This is a genomic window from Rhodococcus sp. NCIMB 12038 (assembly GCF_002165735.1).
Classification (GTDB): domain Bacteria; phylum Actinomycetota; class Actinomycetes; order Mycobacteriales; family Mycobacteriaceae; genus Rhodococcus_F.
Genome location: NZ_NHML01000057.1, coordinates 1 through 20255, shown reverse-complemented (window position 1 = coordinate 20255; position 20255 = coordinate 1). Strand labels below are relative to the sequence as shown.

General features: G+C 63.1%; 14 protein-coding genes and 1 pseudogene. 7 read left to right on the top strand and 8 right to left on the bottom strand.

The window, feature by feature from the left end:
* Positions 1 to 5: 5 nt before the first annotated feature.
* The 6 genes from CA951_RS43895 to CA951_RS40820 all read left to right on the top strand — a co-directional run bounded on the left by CA951_RS43895 (position 6) and on the right by CA951_RS40820 (position 8643).
* Entirely contained in the window at positions 6 to 1259 is a 1254-nt protein-coding gene (locus tag CA951_RS43895) for an FAD-dependent oxidoreductase (RefSeq protein WP_087562274.1), read from the top strand.
* A 17-nt stretch (positions 1260 to 1276) separates the two neighbouring features.
* Positions 1277 to 1729 (top strand): flavodoxin domain-containing protein, encoded by a 453-nt coding sequence (locus CA951_RS40840; RefSeq protein ID WP_218780569.1) that lies wholly within the window; start codon positions 1277 to 1279, stop codon positions 1727 to 1729.
* Positions 1730 to 1778: 49 nt separating this feature from the next.
* Positions 1779 to 2966 carry a cytochrome P450 gene (locus CA951_RS40835; RefSeq protein ID WP_087562272.1) on the top strand — a complete coding sequence of 396 codons (1188 nt, stop codon included), beginning with the start codon at positions 1779 to 1781 and terminating at the stop codon, positions 2964 to 2966.
* Between the two features lie 123 nt (positions 2967 to 3089).
* Positions 3090 to 6017 carry an FAD-binding and (Fe-S)-binding domain-containing protein gene (locus CA951_RS40830; protein WP_087562271.1) on the top strand — a complete coding sequence of 976 codons (2928 nt, stop codon included), beginning with the start codon at positions 3090 to 3092 and terminating at the stop codon, positions 6015 to 6017.
* 529 nt (positions 6018 to 6546) lie between these two features.
* The gene (locus CA951_RS40825; RefSeq protein ID WP_218780568.1) at positions 6547 to 7977 is read left to right on the top strand and encodes an APC family permease; all 1431 of its coding nucleotides are present in this window, start codon (positions 6547 to 6549) and stop codon (positions 7975 to 7977) included.
* A 135-nt stretch (positions 7978 to 8112) separates the two neighbouring features.
* Positions 8113 to 8643, top strand: a complete 531-nt coding sequence (locus CA951_RS40820; RefSeq protein ID WP_087562270.1) for a VOC family protein — start codon at positions 8113 to 8115, stop codon at positions 8641 to 8643.
* Between the two features lie 59 nt (positions 8644 to 8702).
* On the opposite strand, the gene CA951_RS40815 is transcribed toward CA951_RS40820, so the two are convergent.
* The gene (locus CA951_RS40815; RefSeq protein WP_087562269.1) at positions 8703 to 9356 is read right to left on the bottom strand and encodes an FMN-dependent NADH-azoreductase; all 654 of its coding nucleotides are present in this window, start codon (positions 9354 to 9356) and stop codon (positions 8703 to 8705) included.
* Positions 9357 to 9558: 202 nt separating this feature from the next.
* Here CA951_RS40815 and CA951_RS40810 point away from each other — a divergent pair, with 202 nt between their 5' ends.
* A complete protein-coding gene (locus tag CA951_RS40810) occupies positions 9559 to 10233 on the top strand; it encodes a TetR/AcrR family transcriptional regulator (protein WP_087562268.1) in 675 nt (224 codons plus the stop codon).
* Between the two features lie 525 nt (positions 10234 to 10758).
* Here the strand turns inward: CA951_RS40810 and CA951_RS40805 are convergent.
* The 7 genes and pseudogenes from CA951_RS40805 to CA951_RS40775 all read right to left on the bottom strand — a co-directional run bounded on the left by CA951_RS40805 (position 10759) and on the right by CA951_RS40775 (position 20254).
* Entirely contained in the window at positions 10759 to 11613 is an 855-nt protein-coding gene (locus CA951_RS40805; protein WP_087562267.1) for a bifunctional methylenetetrahydrofolate dehydrogenase/methenyltetrahydrofolate cyclohydrolase, read from the bottom strand.
* Between the two features lie 161 nt (positions 11614 to 11774).
* Complete coding sequence (gene purU, locus CA951_RS40800; RefSeq protein ID WP_087562266.1) at positions 11775 to 12674, bottom strand: formyltetrahydrofolate deformylase; 900 nt, start codon at positions 12672 to 12674, stop codon at positions 11775 to 11777.
* A complete protein-coding gene (locus tag CA951_RS40795; protein ID WP_087562265.1) occupies positions 12671 to 13783 on the bottom strand; it encodes an aminomethyltransferase family protein in 1113 nt (370 codons plus the stop codon). Before CA951_RS40795 ends, purU begins: the two co-directional genes overlap by 4 nt.
* A gap of 1009 nt (positions 13784 to 14792) precedes the next feature.
* Entirely contained in the window at positions 14793 to 18260 is a 3468-nt protein-coding gene (locus tag CA951_RS40790; protein WP_087562264.1) for a serine/threonine-protein kinase, read from the bottom strand.
* 24 nt (positions 18261 to 18284) lie between these two features.
* A pseudogene (locus tag CA951_RS40785) lies at positions 18285 to 18823 on the bottom strand (hypothetical protein); the annotation flags it as partial.
* A gap of 49 nt (positions 18824 to 18872) precedes the next feature.
* Complete coding sequence (locus tag CA951_RS40780; RefSeq protein WP_087562263.1) at positions 18873 to 19523, bottom strand: winged helix-turn-helix domain-containing protein; 651 nt, start codon at positions 19521 to 19523, stop codon at positions 18873 to 18875.
* Between the two features lie 572 nt (positions 19524 to 20095).
* Positions 20096 to 20254 (bottom strand): SDR family oxidoreductase, encoded by a 159-nt coding sequence (locus CA951_RS40775; protein ID WP_143543191.1) that lies wholly within the window; start codon positions 20252 to 20254, stop codon positions 20096 to 20098.
* Position 20255: the final 1 nt, after the last annotated feature.

Genomic DNA, 20255 nt, shown 5'->3' with positions numbered 1-20255 from the left:
CTGCAATGACCCCCACTCGCCCGTCGGCCGCAACATCGCAGACCGGCTCCGACCTGCCGCTGCGAGTCGCGATCATCGGTGCCGGACCCTCGGGGTGCTTCACGGCCCAGGCGCTGCGTAAGCGAATCCCGAATATTCAGATCTCTGTCTTCGACTCGCTCCCTACCCCGTACGGGCTCGTCCGTCACGGCATTGCCCCGGACCACCAGGGCGCGAAAGCGGTGCAGCGTCAATTCGACCGTCTCTTCGCCCAAGACGGTGTCCGTTTCGTCGGTAACACCCGCATCGGCGACGACGTGCCGTTCGCAAACCTTGCCGAGGCGTTCGATGCTGTTGTCCTGGCCACCGGGCTCGCTCTCGATCGCGGGCTCGGTGTCCCTCAGGACGAACGGGCACGTGTGATCGGGGCGGGTTCGCTACTTCGGCTGCTCAATTCCGATCCCGACTCACCGCTGCGCCGGGTCACGGAGGGCGTGCCGGAACTCGGGCGGGATATCGCGATCGTCGGGACCGGCAATGTCGCGGTCGACGTGGCGCGTCTGCTGACCAAGTCAGCCGCCGAACTGGCGAAGTCCGACATCGACGACAAGGCCCTCCACGCGCTGATTCCGCACGGGCTCGAGACGATTCACGTAATCGGCCGCAGCGGCCGCGAGTCCGCCAAATGGGAACACTCGATGCTCAAGGAGCTGGCTTCGGTCGAATCCGTCGACCTTCGGTTCGACGGTGAGCCCTTCGACCCGGCCTCGCATCCGGCAGAGAAATCGGTCCACATAGACGTACGCTTCCGTCAGATCACCCAGTCGGTCACCACGACGGGCAGCAAGACTCTGCTGACCACATGCGAGGCCGGCGACCCGTCCACGACGTCCCGGTTCCTGGTAGACGCCGTCATCTCCGCAATCGGATTCGAAGACGATTCGCAGCTGTCGATCGGACTCGATGCCCCGCAGATCTTCCGCGTCGGTGGGTGCGCGAGCGGACGGTTGGGCAACCTCGCCGAGAACCGCAAGCTGGCGGCCGCCGCAGCCCAGCAGATCGCCGAGTATCTGGCTCGCGAAGACCGCGCGGTTCCCGGCGGGGACGATATCGACCGCATGTTGCCAGCCCGGCACATCACTTTCGACGGATGGCGCCGGATCGAGGAGGCGGAAGCCCTCCGGGCGCGTCCGCAGCGCTGCCGGACCAAGTTCACCACCCGCGACGAGTTGCTGGCGGCCGCACAGCCAGTGGTCGACCGACTCGCGATCAGCGACTGAAACCAAGGAGAACCACAGTGAGCACCATTCACATCCTGTTCGGTACCGAGTCCGGCAACGCCGAGATGGTGGCCGACGACATTGCCGCAGTGCTGCAGGACCAGGGACTCGACACCGAGATCGCAGAACTCTCCGAAGATGTCGTGGCCGACTTGGCCGGCATCGAGCTGGCCGTGTTCGTGACGTCGACGTACGGCGAGGGCGACCTCCCCGAGAGCGCCGCCCCGTTCTACGAGGCGCTGCTGTCAGAGCGTCCGGATCTCAGCCGACTCAGCTTCGGTGCGTTCGGACTGGGCGACAGCGCGTATGAAACCTTCAACAACGGTATCGACACGTTGCGGCACACTCTGAGTGGCCTGGGTGCCCGTCAGATCGGTGAGACTGCCAAGCACGACGCAGCGTCCGGTGACCCGGCGTCGGATCTCGCGTCGACCTGGGCCGCACTTCTGCTGGATCTCGTTCCCGCCTAACGCCGCCCGACCTGACTACCAGCCCACGACATCGAATCCGGAGACCACCATGAGCGTCGCGCCTGACGTGATCGAGAATTTCTTTCCCTGGAACGACGAAGAATTCCGCGCGAACCCGTACCCCTGGTACGAACGCGCCCGTCGCACAGCGCCCGTATGTTATTCGCCTGACGGCGCGTACGTTGTTACGCGGTACGAAGACGCGATGCAGTACGCGAAGCATCCGTGCATGAGCATCGTGGATCCCTCCGGCGAACCTCACCCCTGGGATGCATTCGGCAACACGGTACTCTCACTCGATCCGCCGGAGCACACACGTATGCGACGGCTTGCCAACAAGTGGCTCACCCCGAAGCTGATCAAGGGGTATGTCGAGACGACCCGTGCATCGCTCAACCAGATACTCGATGGCCTTGCTCCGGAGCAGGTGGTGGACGGGCACCATGATATCGGAGTGCTTCCGACGCACGATGCAATGTGCAGGATTCTCGACATGCCAACGGGCGACGTCGACGGAATGTTCTGGGCCCTATGGGACGCAATGCTCATCCACTCGACCGATCCGGGAGAGGGGATTCGTGAGAAAGCCATCGCAGGACTTGAATTCATGTTCGAGCAGACCGAACGATTGCTTGAAGAGAAGAAGCGCAATCCGGGTAACGGCCTGGCCGACGAACTGCTGAAACTGCATGCACAGGGCGATCTGAGCTGGCGTGAGGCTCTCGAAACGACGGTCAATCTGCATATGTCGGGGGGGCCCAACCCGGCATATGTCATCGGACGCGGACTCGAATTGTTCGCCGAACGACCCGATCTCATGCGCGACTACCGTGACAAGCCCGAGATCAGAAGCAAGTTCGTCGATGAGCTGACCCGCCTGAACCCGGTTGAGCTCATCATCACCCGATTCCCTACCGAGGACATCGAAATTCGTGGGGTGAAGATTCCCGCCGGATCGTGCGTCAAGTTCCCCATCGGAGCAGCAAACCGCGACCCCGAGGTGTACGACGACCCGAACGAATTCGATTACACCCGAACGGGAGATGCCGCTCGTAACCTCACCTTCAGTATCGGCACACACAACTGTGCGGGCAAGGTGCTCTCACTCGTGCAGATCGACGCCATCCTCGCCATCGTTGCCGAGCGCTACAGAAGCGTCGAGCTCGCGGGCGAGGCAGTCGAGGTGCGCACCGACCGCTTGGTCGCCTACGAGAGTCTTCCGCTCATCCTCCACTGACCCGCGCCGGCAGCGATGTGGCAGATGCCTGAAGCCACGGAGAATCGCCGACGCCAAGTTGACGCGAAAGCCCAGCCTGACGGCCCTCTGCCTCGCTGGTTCTGGTGATACGAAAGAGAGCTGATGAAACCGCAGCCCAAGACGTTAGATGGATCCGAATCGTCCGGACCGGAGGCGACCGGTCGATTCCCACAGGCGGCGCGGCAGGCACCCGATCCCGCCGCGATCCGTGCGGTCGTATCTGCATTGCGGGCAGGGGGAGTGGTCGTCGACGACAGTGCGCTCGCTCTCTCGATCTATTCGTCGGATGCATCGGTCTACCGGGTCGCGCCGGGCGCAGTCGCGTTGCCACGTTCCATCGACGACATCGACGCCATCGTGACGGCGTGCGCCGGCCACGGTGTCCCGATCACCAGCCGAGGAGCGGGAACGTCGATCGCAGGCAACGCGATTGGAACCGGCATCGTCATCGACCACAGCAAGTATCTGGACTCGGTCCTCGAGGTCGACCCCGAAGCGCGTTCCGCTCGAGTACAACCAGGTGTCGCACATGCGACCCTGCAACGCGCGTCGGCGCCGCACGGGCTGCGGTTCGGACCCGATCCGTCCTCCCATTCGCGCTGCACCATTGGTGGCATGATCGGCAACAACGCCTGCGGATCGCGTGCTCTCGGCTACGGTCGGACCAGTGACAACGTCAGAGGTCTGCACCTGGCGACTGCAGCGGGGGAGCATCTTCGCCTGGGCAGCCTGGCGCCGAGCGATCCACCTGCATCACTTCTACTGGATGACCTGCGGTCCACAGTGAACGGCTCACTTGCCACCATCAGAACCGAGTTCGGACGCTTCAGCCGACAGGTGTCGGGGTATGCCCTCGACGCCCTTTTGCCCGAGAACCGTTTCGACGTCACCCGACTGCTCGTAGGAACAGAAGGCACACTGGGCGTGGTCGTCGAGGCGGATGTCCGGCTAGTCGCCGACCCGACCCATCGCGTGATGGGGGTGCTGGGCTTCGAGAACATGATTGCAGCAGCGGCTGCTGTGCCGTCGATACTGCCGTTCTCTCCGATCGCGTGCGAGGGGCTCGACAGCAGAATCACTGACGTCGTGCGTGCGCTGCGCCCCGGCGCCGTGCCGGAAATGCCGCGTGGCGACGGATGGCTCTTCGTCGAGTTTGCCGGTGAGGACCGCGCCGAACTCGAAGCGATGGTCGGCGCGGTCGCAGCGGTCAGCGGCGCATTGGGCTCACGACTGGTCGCTTCGGCTGTCGAGGCTGCGGCCCTATGGAAAATCCGTGAGGACGGATCCGGTCTCGTGGCCCGCACGCCGAGTGGGCGGCCTGCGCATGCCGGGTGGGAGGACGCGGCCGTTCCCCCCGAGCACCTGGGCGTATACCTTGCGCGCTTCGAGGAACTACTGGAGGGGCATGGTCTGATGGGGGTGCCGTACGGGCACTTCGGAGACGGATGCGTTCATGTCCGCATTGACTTCGACCTCGACGACACCCGCGGAAAACAGCGCTACGAGGACTTCCTCGACGACGCGGCGAAACTCGTCGGAGAATACGGCGGCTCGATGTCGGGTGAACACGGTGACGGCCGGGCACGCAGCTCTCTGCTCCCGCACATGTATTCACCTCACGCGATCGAGTTGTTCCGCACGGTCAAGTACCAGTTCGACCCGGGGAACATCATGAACCCCGGGATCATCGTCGATCCCGCGCCCGCCTCCGACGACATTCGGTACCTCCCGGCCCCCGCGATGCGGCCGGAACTGGCGTTCGCGTATCCGCACGACGCCGACGATCTGTTCGGCGCGGTGCACCGCTGCACCGGCGTGGGGCGGTGTGTGGCCCCGAACTCCTCCGCTACCACGGTGATTTGTCCCTCGTTCCAGGCGACTGGGAACGAGAAGGACTCCACCCGCGGTCGGGCGCGCGTCCTCCAGGATGCTGTGAGCGGCCGCCTCGGCCGCGCCGGATTGTCGTCTCCGGCGGTTCATCAGGCTCTGGATTTGTGTCTGAGTTGCAAGGGCTGCAAATCCGATTGCCCGACCGGGGTGGACATGGCCACCTACAAGGCCGAGGTCCTTCATCAGAAGTACCGAGGGCGCCTCCGGCCCCGGTCCCACTACTCGCTCGGAAAGTTGCCCTTGTGGCTGCGATTCGCGCGGCGTGCACCTCGGCTGGTCAACTGGCTCAGCGGTATCCGAATCGCGCATCCCGCGGTCGCCTGGCTGGCCGGGATCGATAGACGCCGTTCGATTCCGGCGATCGGGGACACTGCTGATCGAGCCGCCTGGCGTGCTGCCCAGCAGATCACGGTGCAGAGCCGAGCCCAGAAGGACGTCGTCCTCTTCGTCGACACGTTTACCGACAGCTTCACCCCGGCAGTCGCGACGGCGCTGGTGGAGGTACTGCATGCGGCCGGGTACCGGGTTCACGTCCCGAAGGAGAGTGTGTGCTGTGGGTTGACCTGGATCTCCACTGGCCAGCTGGACGGTGCCCGCCGAAGGCTCGAACAGACGGTTGCCGCACTGCATCCCTACGTGGAAGAGGGCATGACCGTGCTGGGAATCGAACCGTCGTGCACGGCCGCCCTGCGTGCGGACTTGACCGAACTGGTCGGATCGAAGGAAGCATCCGACGTGTCGGCAGCCGTCAGAACCTTGTCGGAGCTCCTCATGTCGGATGCCGACTATCGGGTTCCCGACCTGACTGGAACGGACGTTCTCGCGCAACCGCATTGCCATCATCATGCAGTGCTGGGATGGGAGACCGATCGGGCGCTCCTCGAGCGAGCCGGTGCTCGGGTCACCTCACTCGGAGGTTGCTGCGGTCTCGCCGGCAACTTCGGCGCCGAACGAGGCCACTACGACGTTTCGGTGGCGGTTGCGGAGACCCAGTTGATGCCTGCGCTGAATTCGATGTCCCCAGCCACGATCGTTCTGGCAGATGGATTTTCGTGCCGAACGCAGATCGAGCACCTTGCGGACCGGCACGCCGGCCATTTGGCCGAGTTGTTGGCTGGGCGCCTCACGGGGCGGTCGTGATCACTCGTGGTCACCCGAGATCATCGGCCGACGAACCTGTGTCGTCGGCCGATTCGTCGTGCCCGCTGATGTCGACCCACTGATACTGCTCCGAAACATTCCGGTCACAGTCAGGCGGTACCGTGCGAGTGCACGTAAAGCAGCGGGGTCCTCGACCGCGGCGCGCAGAGTCGGCAACGCCAGAGGTTGGGGCTGCGGGTGATCTGAGAGTGGTGCAATTGCAGCAACAATCGCTGGCCACTTTCGCATCAATCACCCCTGGTCGCCACGGGTGTGACCCGGGTAACATTTCCTTTGCTGGATGTGACAGGCCGCCGACGGCGTGGTGGAGGATATAGCGTCGACCGTCGTCCGCCGATCTGTCCAATCCGTTTATGCGCAACATTTGCGCTTCGATCCGGGTCCATACCCGGGGAGACTGCCAATTCCATCGTTCAACCCCTGGCGAATCCGTCTGGGGCCCTCGCAGGAAGAGACTATTGTGACGACAGAGAGAGTCGAATTGCCCATTGGTGGTGGTGATGCACAGGTGGCACAGCAGCAGGGGGAGCCCGCCAACCGGCTGAGCGGAAACATGGGGGTGGGCGAGCTTGTGATGAGCGTGCTCGCATTCTCGGCTCCGCTGACCACGGTCGCCGGGTTCATTCCAGTGCTGCTGACGTTCAGTGGTCGCACGGCCCCGGCGATTTACCTGGTGGTGACCGTCCTGCTGGTGCTGTTCTCGGTCGGGTTCACCACGATGGGCCGTCGAGTGCAGAATCCGGGCGGTTTCTACTCGTTCGTGACAGCAGGCCTCGGGCGTCCCGCGGGCCTCGGTGGCGCCTTGCTTGCGACGTTCGGGTACACGGCAATCGGATTCTTCGCTCCTGCGTTCTTCGCTGTGACGGTTCAGAGTTACGTCGTCGATCTGGGCGGTCCGGAGATCGCATGGTATTGGTACGCACTCGCCCTCATCGCCGTCACTACAGCGTTGGCCTATCGGCGAATCGACCTGTCCGCGAGGGTGCTCACCTTCGTCATGCTGCTCGAGGTCATCACCGTCATCGTGTTCGACGTCGCAGCATTCGTGCACGGCGGTCCCGCTGACGGCGGTGGCGCGGGCTTCTCGCTGCCGTCGATCACCGATGCGAGCATCGGCCTGGCTGTGCTGTTCGTCGTCGGAAACTTCCTCGGCTTCGAGGCGACCGTGATCTATCGAGATGAGGTCAAGAACCCGAACAAGACCATCCCCCTGGCGACTTACATCGCAGTCGGAAGCATCGGAATCTTCTATGCGATCGCGGCGTGGGCGTACCTCGCGTTCTTCGGCGCCGACAGAGCGCGAGACGCTGCCGTGGAGGACACGGCAGGAATGTTCTCGTCCGCGTTGTTGAACCTCACCGGCAAGATCGTGGTCGACGTGGTGACGATTCTTCTGATGACCTCGATCCTGGCGTCAGTTCTGTCCATTCACAACGTGGCTGCCCGATACCTGTTCTCCCTCGGCACAGACCGCGTTCTGCCATCCGTCCTCGGCAAAGTGCACCCGCATCATCGATCGCCATTCGTGTCGGCTTCGCTGATCGGCGGAGTCTGGGCCGTGCTCGTCATCTTCTTCGCGGCAATTGGTGTCGGGGCCGAGAAGCTCTACCCGATTGCCAGCGGTACCGGAACGTTCGCCATTCTCTTGCTGATGCTCGGCACCAGCATCGCTGTCGTGGTTTACCTGCGAAAGAATCGCGGAGATGGCGATTCCTTCTGGAGGACGACTGTCGCCCCCGTGGTGGCGGCACTCGGCCTTGCCGGAGTCGCAGTGCTCGCTGTGATCAACTACTCCGAGTTGATCGGCGGCACCGGGCTGATCGCTATCCTGTTCCTGGCCTTCACGTTCGGGTTGCCGATCGCGGGTGTCGTCCTCGCAAACATTCTGCGTACGCGCAAGCCGGATGCATACGAACGCATCGGGCGTCAGCAGATATAGCTTGTGAACAAGTAGCACAACTGGCCGACCGCGGATCCTGGGCCGATCGTCCGGGGATCTGCGGTTGTCGCACAGGGCTCAGCTGATTTCCGTCGGAGCGGCTGACAGCACACAAATATCGAAGGGAAGTGCTCTATGCAATGGGCCATCGATCACGTCGGTTTCACCGTTCCAGATCTCGACCAAGCAGTGGACTTCTTTGTATCAGCGCTCGGATGTGAGCTCGTGCTGGAGTCCGGCCCAGACTCGAACGTGGGATATATCTGGCCGGGAGAATCGAGACCAGACGAAGCCATCGTCCGCCTCGCCGTGCTTACTCACGAGTCTCGGCACAACATCGAGTTGCTCGAGTACAAGGGAGCCGGCGCGGACAATTCATCTCTTGCACCACGGCCGTCGCAGCCTGGTGGCTGCCATCTCGCGTTCTACGTCGAGGATGTGCAGGCGGCGGTCGATCATCTGAAGCAGTTCGCAGGAGTGCGAGTACTGGGTACGGTACTGACCGAGGAAAGCGGCCCGATCGAGGGCCTCGATTGGGTGTATGTACTGACGCCCTGGGGAATGGCGATCGAGTTGCTGCACTGGGTGCCGGGACTTCCTTACGAGGCGACCACGTCCGCGCGACTCGTGCCTCCTGCATTCCTTCGTGGCGACGCCGGCTCCTGATAGCTGGTCGTTGAGTGCGGTCATCGATCCCCGGCGCCGGCCCCGATCGGCTTCACATGTCAGCTCAGTTGCATCGCGATATGTCGTGCCAGGGCGACGACCTCGCTACGGGCGGTTTCGGCATTCGAATGTGACGTCTCGATCCACGCGGCCATCGCGGGGACACGCTCTGCGAGGGTGAGCTCGGCGCGAACGAATGTGACGTCCATACCGAGTGCAGTTCCGAACACCTGCCGGAGCGGGGGAATCTGGTGGTCGATGAGCTCGTCGGGAGTGCCGGGGCCGTACTGATTTCCTCGGCTGGTCACCACCACCATGGGTTTGCCCGCCAATGGCATGGTCTCGGAATCGAAGGAGGTGGTGATTCCGGGTACATGGATGTAGTCGATCCATGCCTTCAGGGTTGATGGGATCGACCAGTTGTACATCGGAGCTCCGACCACGACCGCGTCTGCCCGCACTACTTCCTCGATGAGTTCGCTCTGGAGACGATCGGCTGCGGTAGGTACGGGTCGTCCGGTGGTGCGGAGCCTCGGAGCCCAATGAAGCTCGTCTGTCGGGATATGGGGCAGGGGATCTGTGTGCAGGTCGCGACGGATCACAGAGTAACTGGCACCGAGCGAACTCCATTCCGCTGCGAAGTCGGCTGTGAGTTCTCGGCTGGTCGACGAATGAAGGTCCGCCGATGAATCGAGGTGAAGTAGCTGAGGCACAATCTTCCTTTCCTGGTCGGCGAAGGTCGCCGCGCCACGTACGAATATCGATCGAAATTGACCGCACGAGTTGGTGTCCGGACGTATCGATCAGCCCACCGGGAGTCCTGGGGCAAACGAATTGGTCTGGGCTGGAGGCGCTCCCGCCCTATCCTAACGTATGATAGTTAGGTCCCACTCGAATCGACACTGACGGAGACACATGATCGAGCCGGCGCTCAAGCAGGCGACCGACGATTTTCGGCAAAACATGGCCGGATACGACTGGTCGAATCAGTCGCCGACTCGTCGCCGCATCTTGGAAGAGTTCCTGCGATTAGCGATCGAAATCGGCTTCAACTCGGTTTCGATGCGAATGGTGGCGCGTGCCGTAGATATCAAGGCACCGAGCATCTACGCCCATTTTCCTGACGGCAGGGACGAGATCGTCGCAGAGTCGCTCCGCTGGCATTTCCACCAATTCGGCACGGCCATCCTGGACGCGTTGGAGAATTGTGAGACGCCCGAGGAGTATTGGTCGGCTCTGGTTCGGGTGCATCTGACCCGCCAACTGCAGTTGCCCGAGAGCAATCTCTGGGACCTGCTCATTGCCACCGACGAGATGGTGCACTTTCTCCGACCCGAGCTCAGATCAGAGGCCGATAAATGGGTGGCTCTATATGAGCAGCTTTACGTCGTTGCCGCTCGGGAGATGGGCTTTGTCAGCTCGGACAAGGCACTTCGGATCATCACGACTTTGCTGGAGGGAGCCTGCAAGTGGTGCGACTGGGACGGCGACGCGTCGAGCTTGCCTGAGGTGGCTGACAACGCTGTCGCGATGACCCGAATGATTTTGGTCTCGGTCAGCAACAGCTCGGTGAACGCGGTGCAGGGCTGACGCCATGATTGATCACGTCCGACCTGGTTCTCCACTGCGCGGGACTGAGCACGGGGCGAGGCTGCGTCGATGAGGGCGGGTCTCCCTCCATGCTGGTGGTCTCTGGCCGCGTACCAGCGATTCGAGGAAGACCTGCATTCTCGTGTTGACCGGCGGGGAAGGCGTGGACGTACACGGGAGGCCCCGTTCGACCCTGTTCTTCGACCCCGTCGTCCGCAGCCTGGAGACGTCAAGGTCAATCTCTTGCCAGCCGATGCGTGCGTAGACCTGAGGGGCGCGCTTCTTGTCGATGCCGGCGAGGACTATCCCTGTCACGAACACCGCCCACAATGAACCTAGAAGGACCACTGCCAGCTCATTGGCTCCCCCTGTCACCGTCGAGAAGTTGGTTGTCGCGAGGTACGGCACAGTGCCGAGAGAGACGACGCTCAGGCACCGGCGCGACAGCGGTGTGCCATCGTGATCGTTCGAATTCGCTCTTGCACAACCATCGGACGAGCGTGGAGCTGAAAACGCTGCAATGATCTATGGGTGGTGTTGCTCTTCTGCCAGGGTAATCACGTTGTTGAGGAGCATTGCCCGCGTCATGGGGCCCACGCCGCCCGGGTTCGGAGAGATCCAACCGGCCACGTCTCGGACGTCGTTTGCTACGTCGCCCGCAATTTTTCCTTGGAGCCGCGACACGCCCACGTCGAGGACGGCTGCGCCGGGCTTGACCATCTCGGCGGTGATGATGTCTGGGACACCGGCGGCGGCCACGACGATGTCTGCTTCACGGATGCATTCCGCTAGGTTGCGGGTCCCCGTGTGGCACAGCGTGACAGTGGCGTTCTCCGAGCGTCGCGTGAGCAGGAGTCCCAAGGGGCGACCGACAGTAACCCCGCGGCCGACGACCGCGACCCGCGTGCCATCGACCGGAACGTCGTAGCGTCGCAACAGCTCGATGATCCCGTTCGGGGTGCACGGCAAGGGTGCTTTTCCGCCGAGAACGAGCCAGCCCAGGTTTGTCGGATGAAGGCCGTCAGCGTCCTTGGCAGGATCGATGAGGGCGAGAACACGATTTTCGTCTCGACCGTGCGGCAGCGGAAGTTGAACGATGAATCCGGTACAGCGCTTGTCGTCGTTGAGCGATCGAACCGCGGACTCGATCTCTTCCTGCGAGGCGCTCGCAGGAAGATCGATTCGGATCGACTCGATCCCCACTTGTGCGCAGTCCTTGTGCTTGCCGTTGACGTACCAGCGGGAACCTGGATCGTCGCCCACCAGCAGCGTTCCCAGAGCGGGGACGTCACCTCGATCACGAAGAACCGAGGCTCTGTACTCGAGCTCGCTCTTGATCGTCGCAGCGGTCGTGGTCCCGTCAAGTACTTGTGCAGTCATGTCCTCAGCTTTCGTTCATAATCAGGATCGTATGACGACCTCGACTGCGCCGGAAGGCAGGCGCCGTACGCACACGGGGGAGCTCGCGGTTGTGCCTGCCACTCACTGGAGGCCGCACATCTCGAGCGGGTGGCAGTTCACAGGATGTCGTCGATCTCGACTCAGAACACGACGGTGGTGTTGCCGAAGCGCAACACCCGATCTTCGCAGTGCCACTGCACGGCCCGAGCCAAGACGGTGCGCTCGACATCAGCGCCCAAACGTGTGAGCGCCGCGACGTCGTGACTGTGTTCAACGCGATTCACGTCCTGCTCGATGATCGGACCCTCGTCGAGTTGTTCTGTGACGTAGTGCGCTGTGGCGCCGATGAGTTTCACCCCGCGCTCGCGCGCACGTGCGTACGGGCCTGCACCAGCGAACGCCGGCAGAAATGAGTGATGAATGTTGATCACCGGCACGCTCACCCTGCGGAGGAAGTTCCCAGAGAGAATCTGCATGTAGCGCGCTAGTACCACGAGATCGCACTGACCATCGAGGACGTCGAGCAACGACTCCTCCGATTCGTGCTTTCGGTCCTTGTCGACTACCGGAATATGGTGGAAGGGAAGACCCATGGCTTCCACGGCATCGCGGTGGTCAGGATGGTTGGAGGCAACCAAAACAATTTCGGCCGCAAGCTCATTGCGGCGCCACCTGTACAACAGATCTTGTAAGCAGTGGTCTTGCTTCGAGACGAGGATTGCTACGCGCTTCGGGCGATCGGGATTGCCGAAGCGCCACGTCATCCCGAACCTCTCGGCAACAAGGCCGAATCGCTCAGCCAGGCTGTCGACAACCTCGTTGGTGCCGGCAAATTCCATGCGCAGGAAGAACGTGCCACCGAACGGGTCGGAGGAATACTGATCCGACTGGATGATGTTGGCACCTGCATCAAGCAGGAACCGCGAGACCGCCGCGACAATGCCAGGCTGGTCATTGCATGAGACGACGAGACGACGTGTGGTCAGCGATTCTTCCGAGATAGGCACCGTGCTCTCGATGATGTGCGATGTCGTCGTCATGAGCGGGGCCTCTTCTTCTCGGGGTCGAAAGCAGGGAAGTGTTCGTGTACCACGGCGCCGATCGACCCGTCTTGATTCTGAATCTCGAGGCGGGTGCCCGGCTCCGCCAGCGGAGCCTCGACGATCGCCAGCCCGATCGGTCCGAAGATGGGGCTGAGCGTCGGGCTCGTGAGCGTTCCGACGGTTCTTCCGTCATGGGTCACGGACGAGCCGTAATCTGGCAAACGGTCGCCGTCGAGGCTGAGGGTAATCATCTTGTGGCGCCGAGGTTCGGGTTCGATTTTGGCCAGTTCGTCGCGCCCGATGAAATCCCGGCGGAGGTCGACGAGACGATCGAACGAGACGTCATACGGTGTGTAGACGTGCTCAGGGTAGTCGGTGTCGGTCACGATGATGCCCGACTCGATACGAACCGTTTCGATGGCAGCAAGGCCGTACGGACGTGCACCCGTCTCCCGAATCAGGTTACGCAGGAGATCCGGCGCCGCATCCGGACGGCAGAAGAATTCATATCCTAGCTCGCCCGAGACGCCGGTGCGCGACAGCCAGACGGGAACTCCCGCAACATTGACTTGCTCAGGGAGGAATCGGAACCATCCCAGAGTGCTGAGATCGGCGTCGGTGATCGGCGCGAGGGCCTCGCGCGATGCGGGACCTTGGAAGAACAGGTGCGGAAGTTCGTCGGTAATGTCCGTGATCTGGACATCCAGATCGCTCGTGGCCTGAGCGAAGTGTTCGGCCCGAGTGTTTTTGTTCGTCATGACCCACAAGTGGTCCGCCGCCAGCTTGAAAACAGTTCCGTCGTCGATCATGCGGCCGTTTTCGTCGCAGAACGCGCCGTATCGCACCTGCCCGACAGCCGCACCCACGATGTTGTTCGTATGCACGCGTTGCGCAGCAACGGTAGCGTCGGGACCTCGGAACTCCCATTTGTTGATCGGCGAGGCATCCATGACACCGACGCCCTGGCGTTGGGCCTGATACTCCGCGTCGACGTCGCCGTAGTGATCGGGCCACAACGATCCGAACAATTCGGTGTACTCGGCTCCCAGGGCCGCGGTGGCCTCATGAAACGCTGTCTTCTTGGTCGTGGTCTGACTATTGCTCATCGACAACTCCTCTCTCAGACGGAGACGGCGGACCAATGCGTGACGGTCGCCGCGGCAGGGGGTGAAACCCTACCGCTTTTGGTCAGCGTCTGAACGGTTACCGCGCGGGCGCACAGTAACTAATATACGTTCATTAGAGTGTCGGATTGCCTCGACGCTGTCAAGGGCTTCTGGCTATGCGAAGTCTGTACTGAACCGCTGTGCGCTGTGTAGTTATGCTGTCATGGCCTGCGAGCGCAGCAAGCGGAAGGGTTGGTTGTAAGATTTATGAACGTTAATCATCGGCGATGCTCGGTTGTCGTGCCCAGCGGACCGATGCCACACTGGTCCCACGCGGCCCACACTGAGTGGTGATACGTCGTCGCCCTCACTCACGCGGGTATCTGGGCGGTGCCGGGTCGGAGGGTGGGAGCTGTCGAGTGCGGGGTGGGTGTGGATGTCGCTGGCGACGTCGATATCGCCACTGTCACCAGCGGAGGGTGACGATGCCGTGACGTCGACTGACCGCCCGCGGCCAACCATCGAGGGGTCTCCACGTCCACCTGCCGTGATATCGAACCGGTAGTCGTGATGAAGCGGGTGGCGCGCCGATGCCGCCGGTATGCTCAGCCTCCTTGCTGAGCCGCAGGTGAGGGTCGTGCGAATCGGGTCGATGGTGTCGCTGTTCGTCGTCGAGATCGCTGCTGAATGCTGCGTTGATCGTGTTGTCCCCCAGTAGGTTCGGTGATCGAGATGTGCGTCGTGTCCGTGAAGAGCGCAGGAACGTCTACGTGAGGCCTCGGCGCGCCACGACGGGGCCTCGTCGGCTGTTCGGTGGGGCCGTGAGCAGTAGTGTTCGAGTGCTTCGCCGGTGTACCTCGTGCCCACTGTGGTCGTGCGCGATTCGGCGCATCGGTCGCGGAGAATGATCGAGTCGTCGGTCGACTCCACCGGCGGACGGTGACCGCCGGATTGACGCGTCGACCGTCGGGGCAGGGTTCGCACGGGGTGGCCACGGGCGAGGCGTACCTCAGCCGAGCACCACGGCGGACGCGACTTCGGCTGTGAAGCTCTTGGTCAACAGCGAGGGTTTCTCGTCGCACAGTGCGGAGAAGGCTTCGATGACGTGCGGGCCCCCGTCGGGGAGCAACCGGACAAGTCCGTGTCGGGCACAGGTGATCGCGAGAGGGAGGATTGCCGTCGTGGCGTCGGTCTTGCGGCCTCTCGCCCAGAGGCATGACACCAACAGTCGGGTGGCGTAGAGCAGTGCCAGCTCGCGTCCGGTTCCGGTGAGCGCGTCCACCCAATCATCGGCCCAATCACAGGCAAGTCCCATGTCCTCGCGGTTGCCGCTTCGTGCCAGCAAGATGATGGCGGCCTCGTCCTCGAGCTGGGAGGTCATCTGCTCGATGCCGGAGCCTTGCGCGGGTTCGAATCGCCGGGTGGCCGGAACGAATTCCGGCCGCGGTGGCAAACCGATTCGGACCCGTTCGGTCTCGACAGCGGCGCGTAGTCGCCGAAGCGAGAGTGTGTCGGCGGTGTCGGCGCCGGCGTCGAGTTCGTTCGCAGCACCCGCCAGATCACCTCGAAGTGCGAGAATCCGCGCATTCAGGCAGCAATGCCGGATCATGAAGTCCGGTGAACCGCCTAATACCATCACGTTGGAGGTCTCGCTCAGTAGGGCCTCGGCGTCAGGGATTCTGTTCTGCAGATAGTGCACCTCGGCGAGAAGGGCGCGGGTCAGCCGGGCGTGCTGGGACTGGGCGTTGCCCGCCCGTTGTACGAGGTCGAATGCCTGGTGGTACTGCTGCACCGCAGCGGTGATGTCGAGCTGTTCTGCCTTCGCGAGTCCGGAGTAGCAGTACCCGTAGGCGACGGCGTAGGGCCCTACCGCTCTGCTGTGATAGGGAGCCGCCCAAATCTGTCTGCGGTACGCGTCATCGAATCGGAATTCGTAGACGTCGACGATGGTGTCGATGAGAGCGGCCATCGAGACGACGAACGGAGGTTGGTCGGGTGCGCGTTCCACACATTCGGCGACCAGATCCTTGACGCCGGCCGTATGGTCGAGTGCACTCTCGATGCCGGCCTGCAGGACGTTGGCTTCGATGCGCATCTGGGTTCGGCGATCGGCCGGCAAGTCGATGGCGCCGAGCAGCGCGAGGGCGCGACGGCGAGACTCCCGTGCCATATCGATCTGCTGTAGTTCCGCGTTCGCCCACCCGGTCGCCAGTTGCAGGCGTGGGCTCGCCGCGACCAGGTCGTGTGGAAGTTTGGCGATCAGAGCGAGGAGCGTCGACATCTGGGACCGGCTCAGGAGATACAGACTCTCCGCTTCGATCAGCGCAACTGCCGACGCCTGGTCTCCGGCGGCCAGGACGTGATCGAGGGCCTCGCCGAGCATGTGTCGTTCCCGGAACCACTCGGATGCTGTCCGATGTAACTGCGCCATTCGTCTCGGATCGCCTCGTTCGAGTCGCTTCCGGAGGACGCGTAAGAAGAGATGGTGGTACCGGTACCACTGGCGGTCATCGCCTGAGCGTCCGAGAAACAAGTCCCGGGCGACGATATTGTCCAGGCCGGCCTGGCCGTCGGAGACTCCGGTCAGCATCGTCGCAAGGTCTCCGCACACGCGTGCGGGAACGGCGGTGGCGAGGAGGAAATCGAGCATGTCGGGCTCGAGCACATCGAGGACGTTCTCGGCGAGATACTCGTCGAGGGTGTCCGTTCCGCTGCGGAATTGCTCGAGTAAGGCTGGTGATGGTCGACCGTATTCTGTGCTTCCTCCCACCCGACGTTGTTCCCGTAGTGTCAGCGCGGCCAATTGCAGTGCTGCGATCCACCCGTCAGTCGACGCTTGGAGAAGTTCGATGTCGGAATCGGTCAGGGGTGTGGGTAGTCGATCCGCGAAAAATTCTCGGGATTCTGCAACGTCGAAACTGAGCGAGGTGGCATCGATCTCGTGTAGCTCATCGCGTACGCGCATGCGGCTGAGCGGCAGGCCCGTCCGGCTTCGACTGGCAACGACGAGCCTGAGATGGTGGCAGCCGTTGTCCAGGAGGAACTCCAGCGCAGAGATTGTTTCGGCCGCCGCTATTCGGTGCCAATCGTCGATCACGATGACCACCGGGCGGTCGCTGTCATGCAGTCGGTTGATCAGTGAGGTCAGGACGAAGCGTTCGACTGCTTGTCCGTTCTCCTCGAGCACCTGTCCGAGCTCGCCGACGACATCGGACCGCACTCGCCCGATCGCCTCGACGAGATGCGAGAGGAACCACACCTCGTTGTTGTCGTCCTGGTCGACGGTCAGCCATGCCACCGCGACGCCATTTTTGAGGAGCTCGTCTCTCCATTGCGCCACAAGGCTGCTCTTGCCGAAACCCGCGGGGCCGTGGACGAGAATAAGCCGGCTGTCGCGGCGGGAACGGAGCTCCTCGAGCAGACGGTGGCGGCGCACGAGGCGCCGGGTGGTGGTGGGAGGACGGAATTTGGTTACCGGTGAGGGCGGTGTTCGCGTCGGATGTGCCAGGTGCGCCGGGCGGTGCTGATGCGGTGCAGATGCCGCCTGCACGTCCAGGTCCCGATCCAGGTGCGCGAGTGGTGCCTGCGTCGGAATCTGCAGGGCATCGACGAGGAGGCCGTGGCGGCCTTGGATCTCGCGAAGGTGGTTGCCGAAGGAGGCTGCGTCGGTGGGTCGTTCGTCCACTTGTCGCGTCATCGCGTGCTCGATTGCGGCGCAGACGTCGTCCGGGATACCGGCGTCACGAAGGTCGGGGATCGGCGCTGACGAGATTCGCAGGAATTGGGCGACGAGGTGTTCGCCGCTGTGCCGCTCGAACGCGGCGTGGCCGGTGAGTGCGCAGAACAGGGTCGCCCCGAGGCTGTAGAGGTCCGAGGCGACCGTGGGGGGTCGCCCCTCCAGGACCTCGGGCGCGGTGAATGCCGGCGAACCGGTGATCGACCCGCTCGTTGTCTCGAACCCGCCCACGATCCGTGCGATACCGAAGTCCGCGAGCTGCGGCTCGTCGTAATCGGTCAGCAAGATATTCGCGGGTTTGACGTCGCGGTGCAGGGTGCCGCCGCGGTGGGCAGTCTCGAGCGCCCCGGCGATCTTGACGCCGAGACGCAGAACCTCCTGCCACCCCAGCGGCCCCGCACGACGTATCTGCGCGTCCAGGGACCCGTGGGCGTGATACGGCATCACCAGGAAGGGGCGCCCCTGACCGGTGACCCCCACTTGATGGAGGTCGACGATGTGCGGGTGTCCGGACATCCGCCCCATCGCTCGCTGCTCTCGCACGAAGCGGGCCAGATTTTCGGGATCGAGGTCGGAGGTGAGTACTTTGACCGCGACCGTGCGGTCCAGGTCGCTCTGCAGGCAGCGGTACACGACCCCGAAACCCCCCCGTCCGATTTCCACGGCCTCGTCGAAACCGGACGCGGCCAGCTCGACCACGATGTCCGGTTCGCGCTGTGTGGCCGACGGGTCGCCCGACATAGGCCTGCACCACCTCGAATTCCTTCACTCAGGATAGTCCGCAGCACGGCACGGTGTTCGCAGGAACACCGTCGTGCCTTCGCCCCGCGCGTTCCTACTGCGGTTCCGCGCACTGCGCACGGATTCCGTCCCACTCTCGATCGTGTGGCCAAAGCCCTCCTCACGGGTGACGCAGGCGGCGTCGAGGACCTCGTCCGAGAAATCGGGGGCCGGCGCGCCGTCGACGAGCATCAGCTCCAGCAGGGCGGAGATGTTCTTCGAGTACAGCTCGGAGGTGTGCTCGGGCATGGTGGCGGGCAGGTTGAGCGGCGAGCAGATCCTCACCCCGTGCTTGACGACGGACGACGGTCTGACCGGGTTCGGTGAGCTCGCAGTTGCCGCCGGTCTCGCTGGCCAGGTCGACCACCACACTGCCGGGCTTCATGCCCTCACCGACGGCGTCGGTCCCCAGATCGAGCCACTGGGCACCGACCGAGCGGACCTGGTCGGCGACCTCCGGGGTGCACGTCGTAGCCGGTGGCGCGGCCGCCGAGCCGCTTCGCCGTGGCGAGCAGGCCGGCGCCGACCTTGCAAGGTGCATGTCCGGACTGATGTGTAGTGAAGACGGTTGTCCTAGAGAACCAATCTGTAGCCCCGTCCATGAGCTGTGCGGATGATATTCGGCGCTCCGAGGGAATCGAACTTTCTGCGCAACGACCGAATGCACATATTCAAGCAATTCGATTGGCATTCGTCGGGCAGTCCCCACACCAGCAGCAACAGATGTTGTCGCCGTACGACACGATCGACATTGCGGGCAAGTATCGCCATCACCGCGACCTCGGCGCGGGTCAGCGGTGCGTACGCTCCGTTGTAGCCGAGGTTGTCGGCTTCGATGGAAATCTCTGGACTAAGTCTTCCTGATGTGGGTACAGATGTTTGACGGCATTTCGCTCGGCGGATCATCACTCGAATCCTTGCTTCGATGACGTTGAGGCTGTTGGGAATGTCTATGACGTCGTCGGCTCCCGCCTCGAGGAGGGCAACGCGTTCGGCGCTGGGCAGAGGTCCGATGACGCCGATCTCTCCTTCGAAACCTGTCGCGCGGAGTGCGCGGATGACCTGAGTGGGTTTGTCGCGCTGGAGGTAAGCGTCGATGACTGCCACGAGGGGAGGCCCGAGTCCGGATGCCGTCAGATGTGACCGGATGACGGATCCGACATTGTGGGCGACAATCAACGCACACCGGAAGGTGTTGTCGTGAAACAAGAGTGATGCTTCCATCGGGTCTGCTTCTGTGTGTACGCGTGTCGGGCGTGGCGTCCAGGACCAGGTGACACGAGCTCGTTCTGATCATCGGGATCGTCGATCACCCCAGGCAGTCGTCCGTCATGGCGGCTGGAAAGGTGGATCTCTCGGTTTGTCGGGTCGGCGCCTGTTCCGGTGTGGCGGTGTCGGTTGACTCTCGTCGGTGTGAGTGCCCGCCGGGGCGGCGCAATGGTGACGGGGTCGCGGGGGTGTTCCTGACACGGCTGGTGAATTTCACGGCTGGTGAATTTCGCGGCTGGTGAATTTCACTGCGCCGGGTGCGGATTTCTGGGGTAGTTCCGGGACCGGGCGCCGACCCGCAACGGGGTGTGCCGGGCCACCTCTGGCGACTCCGCTCGAGTGGAGGGTCAGCCGGGATTTCCGTGCTGCTGGGTGGGTGTGCCCCGTTTCTGTGTGCGGGGGGGGGGCGGGAACGCGTGGTCCCGCCTTGTGCATTGCAGCGTCGACCGGCATCAGCCGGGTGTTGTTCCCGGCTGCCGGGGCCGGACTGTGTCGGCGGGGGAGGGGTCTCGCGTTGGATCGGTAGCTCACGGCACGGTGTATCCTCCGTCGATCACGTGATCGGCGCCGGTGGTGTACGACGCCTCATTGGAGGCTAAATATAATGCCAGGTAGGCAATTTCGTGTGGTTCACCGAATCGTCCGAGTGGTGTGGTGGTGACGTCGAGGTCCAGGTCCGCGATCATT